The sequence below is a fragment of the Spirosoma fluminis genome (assembly GCF_054778895.1).
Window position 1 is genome coordinate 127,303 of sequence record NZ_BAAGZD010000003.1, and the last position, 16,684, is coordinate 143,986.

Genomic DNA, 16,684 nt, shown 5'->3' on the forward strand with positions numbered 1-16,684 from the left:
CGTCGGGAAAACGGTTAGTAAACGTAAATACACCCGTATAGTTGTGCAGAATCAGTAAAATTGCCTGTTTAGCGAATTTAAACTTACCATGGTTGACTACAATCCTAAAGAGTGGTTTCGGGTTCTGATTGCCTTTAATCGGGCCGATACAGTACGTAAGTTGTCGCCGGTTATACTCGCCATTGCGGTCTATTCATTTATTGTCGTTCACGTTATTGAAGAGCTTGGCTACTCGGAAAATCCTTACCTCAAGAATCTTTCGCTGCTGCATACCTTACTGAGCTTTGTAATTTCCATGCTGCTGGTGTTTCGCACTAATACCGCGTATGACCGCTGGTGGGAAGGCCGGAAACTTTGGGGATCACTGGTCAATAACAGCCGGAATTTAGCCTTAAAGCTTCAGCAACTACTCGGTCCGGAGCAGGCCAGCGAGCTTCAGTTTTTCCGGGCAATGATTCCGAACTTTGCCTTTGCCCTCAAGCAACATTTGCGCCACCAGCCGGTGCAGCAGGAGTTTGTCGAAACCGATACGTTTACCTACGCCGATTTGCAACAGAATGAGCACATTCCTCAGCAAATCGCCTATGCCATCTTCGGCAAAGTCAATGAATTACAACGGCGAGGTGTCTTACTTCCCGAACATCTACTGCTGGTCAACACCGAAATCCAGTCACTGATGGACATTTGCGGGGCCTGCGAACGAATTCGGAACACCCCTATTCCTTACTCCTACACGTCGTTCATCAAGAAGTTCATTTTCATCTATTGCAGTACGTTACCAATCGGCTACGTATCGAACCTGCATTACTTGGTCATCCCGTTTGTCATGTTTGTCTTTTACGTCTTGGCGAGCCTTGAAATCATTGCCGAAGAAATCGAGAATCCATTTGGTACCGATGCCAACGACCTGCCGGTCGACACCATCTGCAAGGGCATTCGGCAAACCGTTTCACAAGCGTTCAAAACAACGGTGCTTACTGCATCCCGCTAAGGCAACGTAACGATAACGAACAGATTTATAGGCAGTACGGGCATAATTCGTATTTTGCATACGGAACCCTCTACCGCCCCGGCTATGACCTTAACTGCTGTAAAGACCTGCCCCAACTGCACGGCTAACCTGGAGACCGAATTCAACTTTTGCCCGAATTGTGGTCAAAATTCACACATTCATCGGTTCAATCTTCCCCACATTGTGCACGAGGTCTTTCACGCGTTCACCCATGCCGACAAAGGTATTTTACAACTGATTGCAGCCCTAACGGTTCGGCCGGGGACAGTGGCACGTGAATACGTCCTGGAAGGAAAGCGAAAACGATATTTCAATCCGTTTACCTTTCTGGTTATCACCGTGGGGTTTGTTGTTTTATCTAATTCAATTTTTCATCCTTACGTCCGGGAAATAACTACAAATAGCGTGGCAACCGCGAATCAACATTCAACAAAAGGGGCACCACCATCCAAGCGTACCCAATTTGAAGAACGTAGACGAACTATGATGCAGTTTATCGAAAAGCGGGGAAACATCCTGATATTCTTGGCAGTCCCCCTTTTCGCTCTTGTCTACTGGCTTTTCTTTCGTAGAACGGGGATTAACTTCGCAGAGCATTTGGTAGCACACGTTTTTTTCATGGGGTTCTACGCCCTAGCAACCGCCTTGATCTTTGTACCGTCCCGTCACTATATAGCTTCCGGCTCCTGGTATAACTACACCCTGCTTTTGCTTCAGTTTTTTTACCTGACATTCGCTTACACAGCATTTCTTCCGTCAACAACCACCTTCAGATCACTCAAAGTGGCAACCGCTGCTTTTTTAGCCATTTTCAGTTGGTTCATCGTTTCGGGCGGTATCGGTACACTGTATATTCTCTTTGGCTAAAGCACTCAATACGTAGCGGAGCCTGGCATCAGCAAGTTTAATTTACCCTATAAGCAGAAGCGCTCAGGACGTTTAAGTTCCTGGGCGCTTCTGCTTATAGGGTTTACCTTACGCTAATTTCCTCTCCCATTCTTCAGCTTCGAGCATGGCGGTTTCCCATTGCGACTGAAGTTGATCGAGCTGTTTTGATACCTGGTTATACTCTTCGTTTTTAGCCTGCATCTTACGACTATCGCCATACGTAGCTGGATCAGTAAGCTCGGCTTCCAGCTTCTTCTTGCGGCTCTCCAACTGACTGATCTGTGTTTCGGCTTCTTCGGCCTGCTGCGTTAGTTTTTTCAGCGTTTTCTGCCACTCCTTCCGTTCTTCATCCGTAGCACGTCCGTTGGTCGGTTTCTGCCCGTTTCCGTTCACCGAATGGCCATTGGTAGCGGTCGGCGTAGCCACCGACTGAAGCTTCGAACTCTCAGCGGGTTTCTTATCCAGTCCCTGCTCTTTCCGTTCTTCCATCCACCATTCGTATTCATCGTAGGTGCCCGGATACTCTTTGATCTGTTCGTCTTCGATGTACCAGATTTTGTTGGCGATCTGCGACACAAAGTACCGGTCGTGCGAAACGACTACGTAGGTACCTTCGTACTGTTCGAGCGCCTGAATCAGAATATTCACCGACTGCATATCCAGGTGGTTGGTCGGCTCATCAAGGAGCAGGAAGTTCGCCTGCGAGAGCAAAACCTTGGCCAGCGCCACCCGCGATTTTTCACCACCGGACAGCACTTTGATCTTTTTGAATACTTCGTCGTTCGAGAACAGGAAACAACCCAGTACCCCGCGCAATTCGCCTTCCGTTTTGGTCGGGTTCGCGTGTTTAAGCTCTTCCAGCAGGCTGTCCTCTACGTTCAGCGACTCCAACTGGTGCTGTGCATAAAAGCTGAACGATACGTTATGGCCCAGTTGCCGACGCCCCTCGTTGAGCGGTTCCGAACCCGAAATGATCCGTAGCAGCGTAGACTTACCCCGGCCGTTAGCCCCGATCAGGGCCACCTTATCACCCCGTTCGAGCCGGATATCCGCATGGGTCAGGATGCGCTTGGGCCCGTAATGTTTGGTGATTTCGTCGAGGTGCAGGATGTGCCGACCCGGCTGGGTAGAGAACTGAAACTTGAAGTTTACCCGCGCCGTTTCGTCGATGACTGCATCAACCAGTTCCATACGAGCCAGCTGCTTTACGCGGCTCTGGGCTTGCTTGGCCTTGGTCGCCTTGGCTTTGAACCGCTCAATGAAGCGCTCCGTCTGCCGGATCTTAGCCTGCTGGTTTTCGTAGGCGCCTTTCTGAATTTCGTTACGTAGCGCCTTCTCTTCGAGATAAAACGAATAGTTACCGGGGTAATAATTGAGCTTACCGCCCGATACCTCTACCGTTATATCGATGACGTTGTCCAGGAACTCGCGGTCGTGGGATACGACAATCACGGCCCCTTCGTACGTCTGTATGTATTTTTCAACCCACTGGATCGAAGGTAAGTCCAGGTGGTTGGTGGGCTCATCGAGCATCAGCAGCGATGGCTTCTGCAACAGCAGTTTAGCCAACATAACCCGCATCCGCCAGCCGCCGGAGAACTGCTTTAGAGGATGATGCAGGTCTTCGGTTGAAAAGCCAAGGCCTTCCAGGATTTCCTCTGCTTTCGACTGGACCGTATAGCCGTCGAGGGCATCAAACTCTTCCTGTACCTTACCCAGCTTATCCACCAGTTCATCCCGGTAGTTGGTCTCCATTTCGTGGAGCAGCTCGTCGATCTGCTTTTGCAGCTGGTTTTGCCGCGCAAACGCCTGCATGGCTACGGACAGGATCGAATCATCGGTCTGGTACGACAGCAGGTCCTGGTTCAGGAAGCCAATCGTTACGTCACCCGCTTTAGAAATGGTACCGCCATCAATCTGATATTCACCGTTGATAATGCGCAGCAATGTCGACTTACCGGTGCCATTCAGACCAATCAGGCCGATTTTTTGGTTAGGCTTGATATGGAGCGAGGCATTTTCATAGAGAGCCCGGCTACCGAGATAGTACGAGAGGTTTGTAATGGAAATCATGGACGCAAATTTACCAAATTGATAACATATACTTGCGTTATTAAATTCGGACCGATTATATTTGCACCCAGTTTCGGGGACACCAACAAAGAAATGGCTGGTTTCCGACAACGTAAAGCCTCCTTAGCTCAGCTGGTAGAGCGACGCATTCGTAATGCGTAGGTCGCAGGTTCGAATCCCGTAGGAGGCTCTTAATTCCCAAACTGATTTGTTTGGGAATTTTCATTTTATAGCGGTAGAGCGACGCATTACGAATGCGTAGGTCGCAGACGGTCGGCCGTTGCCGGTCGAATCCCGTAGGAGGCTCTTTTTTAGTACAAAGGCTAATCAGTTATTGAGTGTAAGAACTCAAAATCAACTGGTTATCCTTTTCTCTTTTATTCAGCTTTATTATAACAAATACGGTTTTGTAATGTAAAACCGTCCTATCACAAAGGTATAATTTGCAACTTGGTAGTGACCAAACCAACGGGGTCATCTTTAGGCTGGCAGATAAACCCAAAATGTAGCGCCTTTCCCTGGTTGGCTGTCTGCCGTGATTGCTCCGCCGTGGTTTTGCACTACACGTTGGCTGATGGCGAGGCCAATACCTGTACCAGAAAACTCGCTCCGACCGTGTAGCCGCTGGAACACTTCAAAAATTCGATCTAGATACTTCCTGTCAAACCCAATACCTTCATCGCTCACACTAATTTGATGAAACAGCGACGCATCGCTAGCTGGCCTTACGTCTGCGGGCAATTCGCTTCGGGTCCGAAGTTGATACGTTATTGACACACGGGGCTTTTGGTTCGGCGGTGTGAACTTGATGGCGTTCGAGAGCAGGTTTTGAAACAATTGACCTAGTTGTGATTCATCTCCTTTAACTACAGGCAGATCGTCAACCCTAACATACACATCCCGTTGGCTAATTACCCAGTCAAGTGTCGTTATTACCTCTGCCACAATTGCAGTCAAAGACACCAGCCCAAAGGCCTGTTGCCGGGTAGCAATCCGCGAGTAGGTCAACAGGTCTTTTATCAACGTAGACATACGGGCTCCGGCGTTCGTGATACGTTGTAAGTAATCGCGACTTGTATCATTTAACTGATGCTCAAGTTCCTGTAGCAGAAGGGTACTAAATCCCTGAACCTTGCGAAGGGGCTCCTGCAAATCGTGGCTGGCGATATAAGCAAATTGCTGAAGATTATCATTTGACCGTTTCAGGTCCTGATTGGCATAGGTTAATTCTCGAGTCCGTTGCTGCACTCGTTCTTCCAACTCCTGCGTAAGTACGCGGTATTGTTCCTCACTTTTGCGCAGGGCAGCCTCCGTGCGTCGTTGCTCGGTAACGTCTGTGTTAATCGCTACGGCCGCTATAACCTGATCGTCTACGACGACGGGGGCTACGGCACAACGAACGACTCGTTCATCTCCACTTAACCGATGCCGCACTAATACGTCCTGAATGACACGCTCACCACCCAATGCCCGTGCGAACGCCTGACGCTCAACCGGAATTGATTCCCCAGACTGCCAATCACGCGTCTGAATCTCTTCCGCAAGTTCACCGATGTGCCGATTAAGTTCTTCAGGAGTGGAAAAACCGAGTTGGTCAAGCGCCGGTTGGTTAACGAGCGTAATACCCTCCAGCCCTCCAATATAAATGCCATCAACAATACTTTCTAAAACCGCCCGTAAACGCCCTTCACTCTGGCGTAAGGCTTCTTCAACCTGACGCCGTTCGGTAATATCAGTAAAAGTAGCAACGCCTAAGTCTATCCGCCCTTGTTTGTCAAGAATGGCGACTGTATTTATAATAGCGTACCCCCAAGTCCCGTCTCCCCGCAACAGTTTCATTTCTACCCCCTCTACGGTTTCCCCGTTGAGCAGCGTATGCACCATGGCATAAGGTTCGTCGGTCTGCGGGTCAAACAACTGCCAGTCTTTATAAGCGGACATATGCTGACTCTCTCGAAATGGATGGCGAAAGATTTGGTCAACCTGCTGGTTACCATAAGTCAACTCACCCTTCGGGTCGGTAATAAGGACGCCGGTTGGAATATGCTCTAAAATGACCGTTAACCGTTGCTGCTCCTGTTGAAGCTGATCGACCAGCAGTCGTTCTGTTGTGATATCCTGAGCGATGCCAGCGAATCGGTACGGAATACCTTGTTCGTTAAATAAAGCTTTGCCCTGACAGCGCAACCAACGCAACTGGTTATTACTTGCGCCAATGGTGCGAAACTCAACGGCGTAATCTCCGTTCGATTCAGGATTAAGTGCCCACTGAACAGCTTCATTGACCCGAAGCTGATCGTCAGGATGCATATACGATAGGACTTGGTCATAAGGCACCACATCGTCCTTTTGAAATCCATAAAGTTCTTTGCAACGCTCATCCCACCAAACGGACTGGTGAACGATGTCCAAGTCCCAGGTACCAATGCCAGCAGCCTTCATGGCAAATCGGAACCGAGTGTTTTCATCGGTCTGGGGTTGATGAGCAGGTTCATTAACTTGAGACATTCCGGGTAGTTTCTACGTAGATCAATACGAAATTAAGCAATAGAACAATAGCATTGGTTACGTAGTCTTGACGTAATAGCCACATTAAATTTCATCAGCTTGCCAGGAATCCCGGTTGCTACAGGGTATAGGTACTTTCCGGCGTTTGCTGTATCAGTGCAGTCGACGTATCTAACAGCGGTTATATCTTTTCGGAAATCTATACTACGAAGTGAGTTGACCACATACAAAGTGGGCAGGCAGGGAGTGTATTGATTCTCTAGTCGTAACCAGATTCACGGCCGTCAGCCTAGCCCCAAAAATGAGCGGTCAAAATTGGGAAGGGGTGTTTGCCTGTTTATAGGGCCGAAAAATACAGGGATTTTCAGGAAAATGATACCAATGAAGAAGTTTAGGCTGGCCAGGGCTCTACTACGTTCTGCTTTTGTTGCTGCTACGTATCGCTGTAGTCTTCTGAGCCCAACCAGCTCAATACCGGGTACAGGCGTTTCAGTTTTAATACCGGCCCGTCAAGGTGAATAAAGCTTGACAGAAGCATAGACTACGGGCAGTATTTTTCGCTTTCGATAAACCGTAAAAATACCCTATTAGGGGTATTGCCTGCAATTGTAACCCGATGTAGCTTGCAAGCTATTTGTGTACGCTAAATGCTTAATATGTACGTATTTACGTTTGCTTTATTTTTTAAATAGTTTTTTTTAACGATTATCCAGTGCCCATTTTTTTTAACCAACACGTAACCCAAGTACAAACTGTATGCACACAAAATTCTACCACACCTGGCCTTACGTAACCCTGGGCGGCTTGACGCCCCCCCCAGCGGCCCAGGAGCCTCAGTTCGATAGGGCTGCTCAGCCGACCCGATTGTTGAGTTGTTTCCATTCCCTGCCCGTAGCCGCTCGGGGATGGGCCATTGCCCTAATAGGCTGGTTGTGGCTGGGCTTATCCCTAACCGCCACCGCCCAGGTCCCCGATGGCGTTACCGTAGCCGGAGGTCTACCTTCGGCGCTAAATCAGTTGTCTAGTCCCGCTGGTGTGGCCGTGGACAAGGATGGCAATGTGTATGTGGCCGATCTGGGTAACCACCGCATTGTCAAGTGGGCCCCCAACGCCAGTGCGGGCACGACTGTGGCCGGGGGCAGTGGAGCAGGCTCAGGACTGAATCAGTTGTATTATCCTAGTGGTGTGGCCGTGGACAAGGATGGTAATGTGTATGTGGCCGATCTGGGTAACCAGCGCATTGTCAAGTGGGCCCCCAACGCCAGTGCGGGCACGATTGTGGCCGGGGGCAGTGGAGCAGGCTCAGGACTGAATCAGTTATATGATCCCTTTGGTGTGTATGTGGATGGGTCGGGCAATGTGTATGTGGCTGATACGGGTAACCAGCGCATTGTCAAGTGGGCGCCTGGGGCCAGCCAGGGCACGATTGTGGCCGGGGGCAGTGGAGCAGGCTCGGGACTGAATCAGTTGGCTAATCCCACTGGTGTGTATGTGGATGGGGCGGGCAATGTGTATGTGGTTGATCAGCAGAACCACCGCATTGTCAAGTGGGCCCCCAACGCCAGTGCGGGCACGATTGTGGCCGGGGGCAGTGGAGCAGGCTCGGGACTGAATCAGTTGGATAGTCCCACTGGTGTGTATGTAGATGGGTCGGGCAATGTGTATGTGGCCGATCAGCAGAACCACCGCATTGTCAAGTGGGCCCCCAACGCCAGTGCGGGCACGATTGTGGCCGGGGGCAGTGGAGCAGGCTCGAGACAGAATCAGTTGTATTATCCCTTTGGTGTGTATGTAGATGGGTCGGGCAATGTGTATGTGGCCGATCAGCAGAACAACCGCATTGTTAAGTGGGCGCCTGGGGCCAGCCAGGGCACGCTTGTGGCCGGGGGGATCAGGCTTTATCCCGCTGGTGTGGCCGTGGATAAGGATGGTAATGTGTATGTGGCCGATGAGCAGAACCACCGCATCGTCAAGTGGGCCCCTGGGGCCAGCCAGGGCACGATTGTGGCCGGGGGCAATGGCTATGGTTCGGGGCTGAATCAGTTGACCTATCCCTATGGTGTGGCTGTGGACAAGGATGGCAATGTGTATGTGGCCGATCTGGGTAACCACCGCATTGTCAAGTGGGTCCCCAACGCCAGTGCGGGCACGATTGTGGCCGGGGGCAATGGCTATGGTTCGGGGCTGAATCAGTTGGCTAATCCCACTGGTGTGTATGTGGATAAGGATGGTAATGTGTATGTGGCCGATCAGTATAACCACCGCATTGTCAAGTGGGCCCCTGGGGCCAGCCAGGGCACGATTGTGGCCGGGGGCAGTGGAGCAGGCTCAGGACTGAATCAGTTGTATTATCCCTTTGGTGTGTATGTGGATGGGTCGGGCAATGTGTATGTGGCCGATCAGCAGAACCACCGCATTGTCAAGTGGGCCCCTGGGGCCAGCCAGGGCGCCCCCGTGGCCGGGGGCAGTGGAGCAGGCTCGGGACTGAATCAGTTGTATTATCCCTTTGGTGTGTATGTGGATGGGTCGGGCAATGTGTATGTGGCCGATCAGTATAACCACCGCATTGTTAAGTGGGCCCCTGGGGCCAGCCAGGGCGCCCCCGTGGCCGGGGGCAATGGCTATGGGGCCGGGCTGAATCAGTTGTATTATCCCATTGGGGTGGCCGTGGACAAGGATGGTAATGTGTATGTAGCTGATTATAATAACAACCGTGTGCAGAAGTTTGCGCCCCTGTCTTCTCCGCCCACGCTAACGGGCCCCTTAGCCACCCCCAACCCGGTTTGCGCGGGGCAGCCGATCACCTTCACCGCTACGGTGGGCAACGTAACCCAGGGCTACAGCTACACCCTCACCAACGGGGCGGGCAGCTCCCTGGAGGGCACAGCCTCAACTACTCCCTTCAGCCAGAGCCTGACGGCCAGGGGGCAGGGGTCTCAAACCTACACGCTCACCATCACCACTACAGAGGGCACGGTTTCTACCACCATTCCGGTTACAGTTAACGCCCTGCCTACTCCAGCCATCACCAACCTGGCCAGCTCCTTCTGCAAAGATGCCCAACCGGTTACGTTAGTGGGCACTCCTACCGAAGGCGGGGTGTTCAGCATTGATGGCAACAACGCTACTCAGCTTAACCCGGCCAACCTAACGGTGGGTACGCATACCGTCCGTTACACGGTAACGGCCAATGGTTGTTCCAACTACATTGAGCAGAGTGTGGAGATCAAGGCGGTGCCTACCCCGGCCATCACGGGCATTGCCATTGGCTCCTTCTTCTGCCAGCGAGCCGGCCTAACGGTTAATCTAGCCGATGTAGCCACGCCTTCCGGGGGCAGCTTCACCATCGATGGCCAAAATGCGACCGAACTTATCCCGGCCAATCTGGCTGTGGGTACCCATACATTGCGTTACACGGTGAACGCTAACGGCTGTTCGGCCTATGCGGAACTGGCGGTGGAGATCAGGGCTCAACCAACCTCGGCCATCACGGGCTTAGCTAACTCCTTCTGTAAAGATGCCAGTGCGGTTACCCTGACAGGTACGCCCGCCGAAGGTGGTGTGTTCACCATCGATGGGCAGAGTGCTACCCAACTCAACCCGGCCAACCTCTCAGTAGGCACTCACACGGTGCGCTACACCGTAACGGCTAACGGCTGCTCCAACTATAGTGAGCAGAACGTCGAGATTAAGGCTCAGCCTTCGGCTCAGATCGCTAACCTGTCTAGCTCGTTCTGCAAGGACGCCCAACCGGTTACGTTAGTGGGTACCCCCTCGGAGGGCGGTACCTTTACCATCGACGGCCAGAATGCGACCCAGCTTAACCCGGCCAACCTCACCCTGGGTACGCACATCGTCCGCTACACGGTCACCACCAACGGCTGTTCGGCCTACACCGAGCAGAGTGTGGAAATCAAGGCTGTGCCAACCCCTGACATCAAGCGGCTGGCCAATGCGTACTGTCAGGACGCCCAACCCGTTAGCCTGACGGGTACACCAACCGGAGGTACGTTCACTATCGATGGCCAGAGTACTACCCAGCTTGACCCGGCCAGCTTGAGTGCGGGCAACCACACGGTACGCTACACGGTCACCAACAACAGTGGCTGTTCGGCCTTCGCCGAGCAGGTGGTGGAGATCAAGGCCCAGCCTACCCCTGCGATTACGAACCTGGCTGATACCTACTGCAAAGACGCCCAGGCGGTCACCCTAACGGGTACACCGACCGAAGGCGGGGTGTTCACCGTTGATGGAGAGACGGCTACCCTGTTCAGTCCCACCAGCTTAAGTGTGGGTAACCACACCGTGCGCTACCGGGTGACGACCAACGGCTGTTCGGCCACCGCCCGGCAGAGCGTGGAGATCAAGGCCCTGCCTACCCCTGAGATCAGGAGACTGGCCGCTGCCTACTGCCAGGATGCTCAACCCGTTAGCCTGACAGGGGCACCGACCGGGGGGACCTTCACCATCGATGGTAACAACGCCACCCAGCTTGACCCGGCCAGCTTGAGTGCGGGCACCCACACGGTACGCTACACGGTCACCAACAACAGTGGCTGTTCGGCCTTCGTGGAGCAGGTGGTGGAGATCAAGGCCCTGCCAACCCCTGCTATTACAGGGTTGGCCAACACCTACTGCAAAGATGCCCAGGCGGTCGCCCTGACGGGTACACCGACCGAAGGCGGGGTGTTCACCGTCGATGGGGAGACGGCTACCCTGTTTAACCCTACCAGCTTAAGTGTGGGCAATCATACGGTGCGCTACCGGGTGACGACCAACGGCTGTTCGGCCACCGCCCGGCAGACGGTCGAGATCAAGGCCCTGCCTACCCCGGCCATCACGGGCTTAGTCTCGGCTTATTGTAAAGATGCTCAGCCCGTTACCTTAGCGGGTACCCCGGCCGAAGGTGGTGTGTTCACCATCGATGGGCAGAATGTTACTCAGCTTAACCCGGCTAATCTGACGGTGGGCACGCACACCATACGCTACACGGTGACGACCAACGGCTGTTCGGCCTACACCGAGCAGAGTGTGGAAATCAAGGCTGTGCCTACCCCCCAGATCACGGGCTTAGCCAACGCGTTTTGTAAGGATGCCCAACCCGTTACTTTGGCCGGTACACCCATTGAGGGCGGTGTGTTCACTATTGATGGCAACAACGCTACTCAGCTCAATCCAGCCAACCTCACGGTAGGTAACCATACGGTGCGTTACACGGTCACCACCAATGGCTGTTCAGGCTACAGTGAGCAAACAGTAGAGATCAAGGCTCTGCCCACCCCGGCCATCACAAGCTTAGCCAACGCCTTCTGCAAGGATGCTCAACCCGTTACCTTAGCCGGTACACCCACTGAGGGCGGGGTGTTCAGCATCGATGGTCAGAACGCTACTCAGCTTAACCCGGCTAATTTGACAGTAGGTAACCACACCGTACGGTACATGGTGACGACCAACGGCTGTTCAGCGTATACTGAGCAGAGTGTGGAGATCAGGGCTGTGCCCACCCCTCAGATTACAGGCTTAGCTCCTGCCTTCTGTAAAGATGCCAGTGCGGTTACCCTAGCGGGTACACCCGCCGAAGGGGGTGTGTTCACTATCGATGGGCAGAATGCCACGCAACTCAATCCGGCTAATCTGAGTGTGGGTAACCATACGGTCCGTTACACGGTCACCACTAATGGGTGTTCAGCCTTTACCGAACAGGTCGTGGAGATCAAGGCCCTGCCTACGGTTCAGATCACCAGTCTAGCCTCCGCGTTTTGTAAAGATGCCCAACCGGTTACCTTGGCGGGTTCGCCTTCAGGGGGCAACTTCACCATCGACGGGCAGAATGCCACCCAGCTCAATCCAGCTAATCTGAGTGTGGGTAACCATATGGTCCGTTATACATTGACCAGCAACGGTTGCTCTAATTACGCCGAGCAGAGTGTGGAGATCAAGGCCCTGCCCACTCCTAACCTGAGCTTTAGCGGTCCGGTCTCCTTTACCAACAGCACCGTTAGTCTGATGGCCACCGGGGGCACCACTTACCGCTTTAGTTCTGAGGCTAGTCAACAAGGCTCGGGCCCTGTGGCTACCGTCAAGGCAGCGGGTGTCTACTCGGTAACGGCGACCACCAACGGTTGCTCGGCTACGGTCTCTACGACGGTGACCGGGGGCAACAGCCCCACCGTGTGCCGGGGTGGAACGACCCTCATCAATGTAGTGGTAGATGGCAACCCGGCCAAGTATGAGTGGTATAAGAACACGCTGACCAGCCCCAAGATCATGGAAACCCCGCAACTCTTTCGAGGAACGGCGACCAGCAGTCTGACCCTGATCAACGCTCAGGCTAACACCCAGGGTGACTTCTACCTGAAGGTCACCGATCGGTCAAATACGGTGAAGGTCTTTGGTCCTTTTCGGCTCACGGTAGACGCTAACTGTCGGGCCCGAGAGATCGCTAGTTTGGAAATACCCTTGCAGGTGGAGCTAGCCCCCAACCCCATCCAGCAGGATCGGTTGCGGGCGGTTGTCCGGGGTGCTGAGGGCCGGTCTTTACAGGTGGAACTGGTGGACCTACAAGGCCACTCGGTCCGTCAGCAGCACTGGCCACAGGCCCAGGCTGAGCAGGTGATTGAGTGGCAGATGCAGGCACAACCCAGCGGAGTGTATCTGTTACAGGTGGTCAGTGGAGCAGACGCAGCTACCCCTGTTCAACGGCAGAGCGTGAAGGTGCTCAAACCGTAACCTACTCGATTGGTTATGCAAAAAGCCCGGCTGGTCTGACTAGTCGGGCTTTGTACGTTTTCACGGCTACTGCTCCTATTTACAAAATTGACCTCTTTGTTTTCCTTTCTAACTCTCATCAAGGGATGCCGGGCAGGGGTGGGTAAAAAGACTACAACTTGTTCTAACTATGACCGTCAGCCTAGCCCCAAAAATACGCGGTCAAAATTGGGGAGGGGGGTAAGTCAACTGCACGTCAAAGTGTAACAATAAAAAACATGTTTCATTTCAGAAATATTGCACAGGAATTAACATGCGTGTAATACGCAAAAATCATTTTCGCGTATTACATTAGGTGATTCATAGTCTCTCTGGCACAACACATGCAAGTTTCTCCCCTTCATTCAGATGAAGCTAACCGAGTCGAAGCCTTACGGAGCTATGACATTCTGGACACACTACCCGAACAAGATTATGACGACTTAACTTATTTGGCCTCCCAGATTTGCCAGACTCCTATTTCATTAATCAGCTTGATTGATGATTCCCGACAGTGGTTTAAATCAAACCACGGCCTCAGTGTTCGCGAAACACCCTGCGAGTTTGCCTTTTGTACTCATGGCATTTTAGATCCTCATGAAATATTGGTTGTTCCCGATTCCAGAAAGGATGAGCGATTTACAGGCAATCCGTTAGTCACCGGAGATCCACACGTTATTTTTTATGCAGGTGTTCCTTTAGTGGATAAAGATGGCTATCCATTAGGCTCCCTGTGTGTGATTGACAATACTCCTAAACAGTTAACCCAGGATCAGCTGAACGCGTTAAAAATCTTAGGTAAACAAGTCGTTAACTTGTTAGAGCTTCGTCGTAAAAATAAAGCGTTAGAAGTTATGACCAAGTTATTAGAAGAACGTAATAGCGAATTGGAAACACTTGCTAAAGAAAGACCCTGAGGGTTATAAAAATAAAAAGGTCGGGGAACCACCCGCCCGGCTCTGACCAAACCAAGTGACCTGTACGGCCGCTCGATTTAGGTCAAAGATACTTACAGGCATGGGTACCCGTCCCCTATTTTGTAAAATCTTTATCTTATTCCTCAATCCGTCCCCTGATCTTTTTCAGGCAGTTTTTACCTCTGATTATCAATTGGTTGTTCTGGTTAGTTCTAGTCCCGCAGGAGGCTCTTTCTCTTTATAGTACTCAATCAAGAAAACAGTTTTATCCGCTGGGTCCGTCCCTATTTTCCACTTGTACAGATGTAATTCATACACAGCGCCAGGTTAGTACATCTTATGAAGCAGGCTTTACGTAACGTAGGCACCGCAACTATGCGTACGCGACTGGAATGTAGTCAGCCGACCGTTTTTGTTTAGGTACCGAAAGACCATTTGTTCAATACAATACGTGCTTATGAGAACGTAACCGGCGCACTAGCTAAATCGGGTGTAGAACACGTCCGTCAGTCAAAAAATCACTCTCTTCCATTTCCCTCCGATACGCCGATGGCGTTCTCTGCTGTTACGTACTGTGCGCTCTCTCAACTGCACTGTTGTTGCCGGGCCCGGGTAAAGACAGGCCGTTTGCACCAGTAAGTACGTAGTGAAGATTGAAAAAAGCGAAAACGATTTGGTCAGCCCGGTACGCAACTCGGCATTCGAAAATGACCTTCCATATAGATGTTCTGCGAAAGAACCGTTCTCCTTATTCACTTTGCCTGCCGTTAGCGTCTGAGTCTCACCAAAGGCCTTGTATGCAATGAGCAGTCATTCGGCATTACTGAGAAAATTAGTACTGTTGCACGTCGCCACAGTTGACGATGTGTAAACCCAATGTAAACGATGCGCATCGAAGGAATATTACTCGTATTTGCCTTTGTCGTTTTTACCGTAATTTGCCTCGAGGCCATGTTCTGGCTTTTGAATCAGCCCAGTGATTATTTGCTCATTGTGGCGGGGTTGTTACTTGTTTGCTACGGCTGGATTGCCGTTAAAACCAAAGCCTTCACCAAAAATCCCTTTAAAAGATGAAGTCAATCCTTATCTGGTCAGGCGTTGCCCTGGTCTTTATTTTTATTCTGTCCCAAACTGTAATTGGCTGCACGACCATCGACGCCAGTCACGAAGGTATAAAAGTTAGTAAAATCGGCTCTGACCGGGGCGCTAACGATATCGAGAACGTAACGGGCTGGCAATTTTACAATCCCCTGACGTCGTTCATTGAACAGTACCCGACCTTTACCCAAACGAAAGATTATGACCCATTTACGGTCAGTGCCAAAGGAGGAACGCTGTTTAAGATCGACCCGACGCTGAATTATCATTTGCAGCGCGGGCAGGCAGCTAACGTGTACCGCAAGTACCGGAAGGAGCTGCCCGACATCGAGAATAATATCTTACGTACCATTGTCTATAATTCGTACCGCGACGTAGCGAATACCTTTACTCCGGATTCGCTGGTAAACAACCGCGTTGCCTTTGAAGATCAGGTAGAAGCCAAGTTGCAGAAGGCCCTATCCAGCGACGGATTTGTGTTTGAGAACATTACGTCCAACCTGACTCCGCCCGAATCGCTGCAGGCTATGATCGACGCCAAGAATACGGCCGTGCAGAACGCCCTTCGGCTCAACAATCAGGTAGCGGCCGAAAAGGCAAGTGCCGAAATAGCCGTCACAAAAGCTACGGGTATTGCCCGGGCCCGAATTATTGAAGCTGAAGCCGAAGCCAGAGCCAACGAACTAAAACAGAAGACCTTAACGCCCCTGCTGGTTCAGCAGGAATGGATTAAAAAGTGGAACGGGCAACTGCCCACTACACAGTTAGGCACTGGTACGAATACGCTGGTCCAGCTACCGAAATAAGCAAGTTGACCCAATGCAAAACAGCCCGGCACTACTCGTGTCGGGCTGTTTTGCATTGGGCGTAATATGAGTCTGACGGATAAAATGATTCGTCAGCATGAAGACAATCCTGGTTGTTTGATACCAGTAAAATTGACCCTTCCTACCAGGAATAGTCAACTATTATCATGTTTTAATTTAAGTCTGCTTACGGCATGGCCCCGTTGCTCATTACCCAAGCAGGCGCACTGGTTTATTCCTTTGATCGATAAATTATAAAACTAAGCCATTCTGGCAAATTTGGTATACAAATTGTTAACGCCAGCTTTCCATTCGCAAAGCTCCCTCAACTACCATTCTTTCGTTAGGATTAGCTCATTTTTTATCCATTTTCGGCTTTTTTTACCAGTTCCGATAAGGTTAGCAGCGTTTTTGTAAGGCGGATGAATTGAAGAAACAGACTTCATCTCGCTCATGACCATTGTTACCTTATTTATATGTTTCGGAAATATTCTATTGAGATACGTAATCTCATACGCTCAATCAGGAACATCATTTCAGTCGATCATCGCTTCTACACCGAAGGTCGGGTCGAGAGGCTGGATCAAGACCCCGCTCTTCAGGGCTCTCTGCCAACACAATCCAGAAAGCCATCC

Annotated in this window: 8 protein-coding genes and 1 tRNA gene; 7 read left to right on the forward strand and 2 right to left on the reverse strand. The window is 51.5% G+C overall.

Translation table 11 applies throughout. The features are described 5' to 3' along the window. The first annotated feature begins 88 nt into the window (after positions 1 to 88). Positions 89 to 991: a bestrophin family protein gene (locus ACYVBJ_RS02610; protein WP_460980745.1), complete on the forward strand. Its 903-nt coding sequence runs from the start codon at positions 89 to 91 to the stop codon at positions 989 to 991. A gap of 84 nt (positions 992 to 1,075) precedes the next feature. Continuing rightward, complete coding sequence (locus tag ACYVBJ_RS02615) at positions 1,076 to 1,879, forward strand: DUF3667 domain-containing protein (protein ID WP_460980746.1); 804 nt, start codon at positions 1,076 to 1,078, stop codon at positions 1,877 to 1,879. Between the two features lie 108 nt (positions 1,880 to 1,987). Here ACYVBJ_RS02615 and ACYVBJ_RS02620 read toward each other — a convergent pair whose 3' ends face one another. Further along, positions 1,988 to 3,973, reverse strand: a complete 1,986-nt coding sequence (locus ACYVBJ_RS02620) for an ABC-F family ATP-binding cassette domain-containing protein (RefSeq protein WP_460980747.1) — start codon at positions 3,971 to 3,973, stop codon at positions 1,988 to 1,990. Between the two features lie 117 nt (positions 3,974 to 4,090). Between ACYVBJ_RS02620 and ACYVBJ_RS02625 the strand changes: the two genes are divergently transcribed. Next, positions 4,091 to 4,163, forward strand: a tRNA-Thr gene (locus ACYVBJ_RS02625). Positions 4,164 to 4,453: 290 nt separating this feature from the next. On the opposite strand, the gene ACYVBJ_RS02630 is transcribed toward ACYVBJ_RS02625, so the two are convergent. Continuing rightward, complete coding sequence (locus ACYVBJ_RS02630) at positions 4,454 to 6,481, reverse strand: PAS domain-containing sensor histidine kinase (RefSeq protein ID WP_460980748.1); 2,028 nt, start codon at positions 6,479 to 6,481, stop codon at positions 4,454 to 4,456. A gap of 756 nt (positions 6,482 to 7,237) precedes the next feature. On the opposite strand from ACYVBJ_RS02630, the gene ACYVBJ_RS02635 reads away from it, so the two are divergent. The 4 genes from ACYVBJ_RS02635 (at position 7,238) to ACYVBJ_RS02650 (ending at position 16,049) form a co-directional block, all read left to right on the forward strand. Next, on the forward strand, positions 7,238 to 13,210 hold the full coding sequence (locus ACYVBJ_RS02635) for an SBBP repeat-containing protein (protein ID WP_460980749.1): 5,973 nt from the start codon (positions 7,238 to 7,240) through the stop codon (positions 13,208 to 13,210). Positions 13,211 to 13,572: 362 nt separating this feature from the next. Continuing rightward, positions 13,573 to 14,145 carry a GAF domain-containing protein gene (locus ACYVBJ_RS02640; RefSeq protein ID WP_460980750.1) on the forward strand — a complete coding sequence of 191 codons (573 nt, stop codon included), beginning with the start codon at positions 13,573 to 13,575 and terminating at the stop codon, positions 14,143 to 14,145. An 885-nt stretch (positions 14,146 to 15,030) separates the two neighbouring features. Beyond that, positions 15,031 to 15,219, forward strand: coding sequence for a hypothetical protein (locus ACYVBJ_RS02645; protein ID WP_460980751.1), 189 nt, complete (start codon positions 15,031 to 15,033; stop codon positions 15,217 to 15,219). Continuing rightward, on the forward strand, positions 15,216 to 16,049 hold the full coding sequence (locus ACYVBJ_RS02650; protein ID WP_460980752.1) for an SPFH domain-containing protein: 834 nt from the start codon (positions 15,216 to 15,218) through the stop codon (positions 16,047 to 16,049). The genes ACYVBJ_RS02645 and ACYVBJ_RS02650 overlap by 4 nt, the downstream gene beginning before the upstream one ends. Positions 16,050 to 16,684 lie beyond the last annotated feature (635 nt).

Coding starts and splice junctions, on each gene's coding strand:
- ACYVBJ_RS02650 (WP_460980752.1), top strand. CDS start 15,216: ATGAAGTCAATCCTTATCTGGTCAGGCGTTGCCCTGGTCTTTATTTTT.
- ACYVBJ_RS02620 (WP_460980747.1), bottom strand. CDS start 3,973: ATGATTTCCATTACAAACCTCTCGTACTATCTCGGTAGCCGGGCTCTC.
- ACYVBJ_RS02635 (WP_460980749.1), top strand. CDS start 7,238: ATGCACACAAAATTCTACCACACCTGGCCTTACGTAACCCTGGGCGGC.
- ACYVBJ_RS02640 (WP_460980750.1), top strand. CDS start 13,573: ATGCAAGTTTCTCCCCTTCATTCAGATGAAGCTAACCGAGTCGAAGCC.
- ACYVBJ_RS02630 (WP_460980748.1), bottom strand. CDS start 6,481: ATGTCTCAAGTTAATGAACCTGCTCATCAACCCCAGACCGATGAAAAC.
- ACYVBJ_RS02645 (WP_460980751.1), top strand. CDS start 15,031: ATGCGCATCGAAGGAATATTACTCGTATTTGCCTTTGTCGTTTTTACC.
- ACYVBJ_RS02610 (WP_460980745.1), top strand. CDS start 89: ATGGTTGACTACAATCCTAAAGAGTGGTTTCGGGTTCTGATTGCCTTT.
- ACYVBJ_RS02615 (WP_460980746.1), top strand. CDS start 1,076: ATGACCTTAACTGCTGTAAAGACCTGCCCCAACTGCACGGCTAACCTG.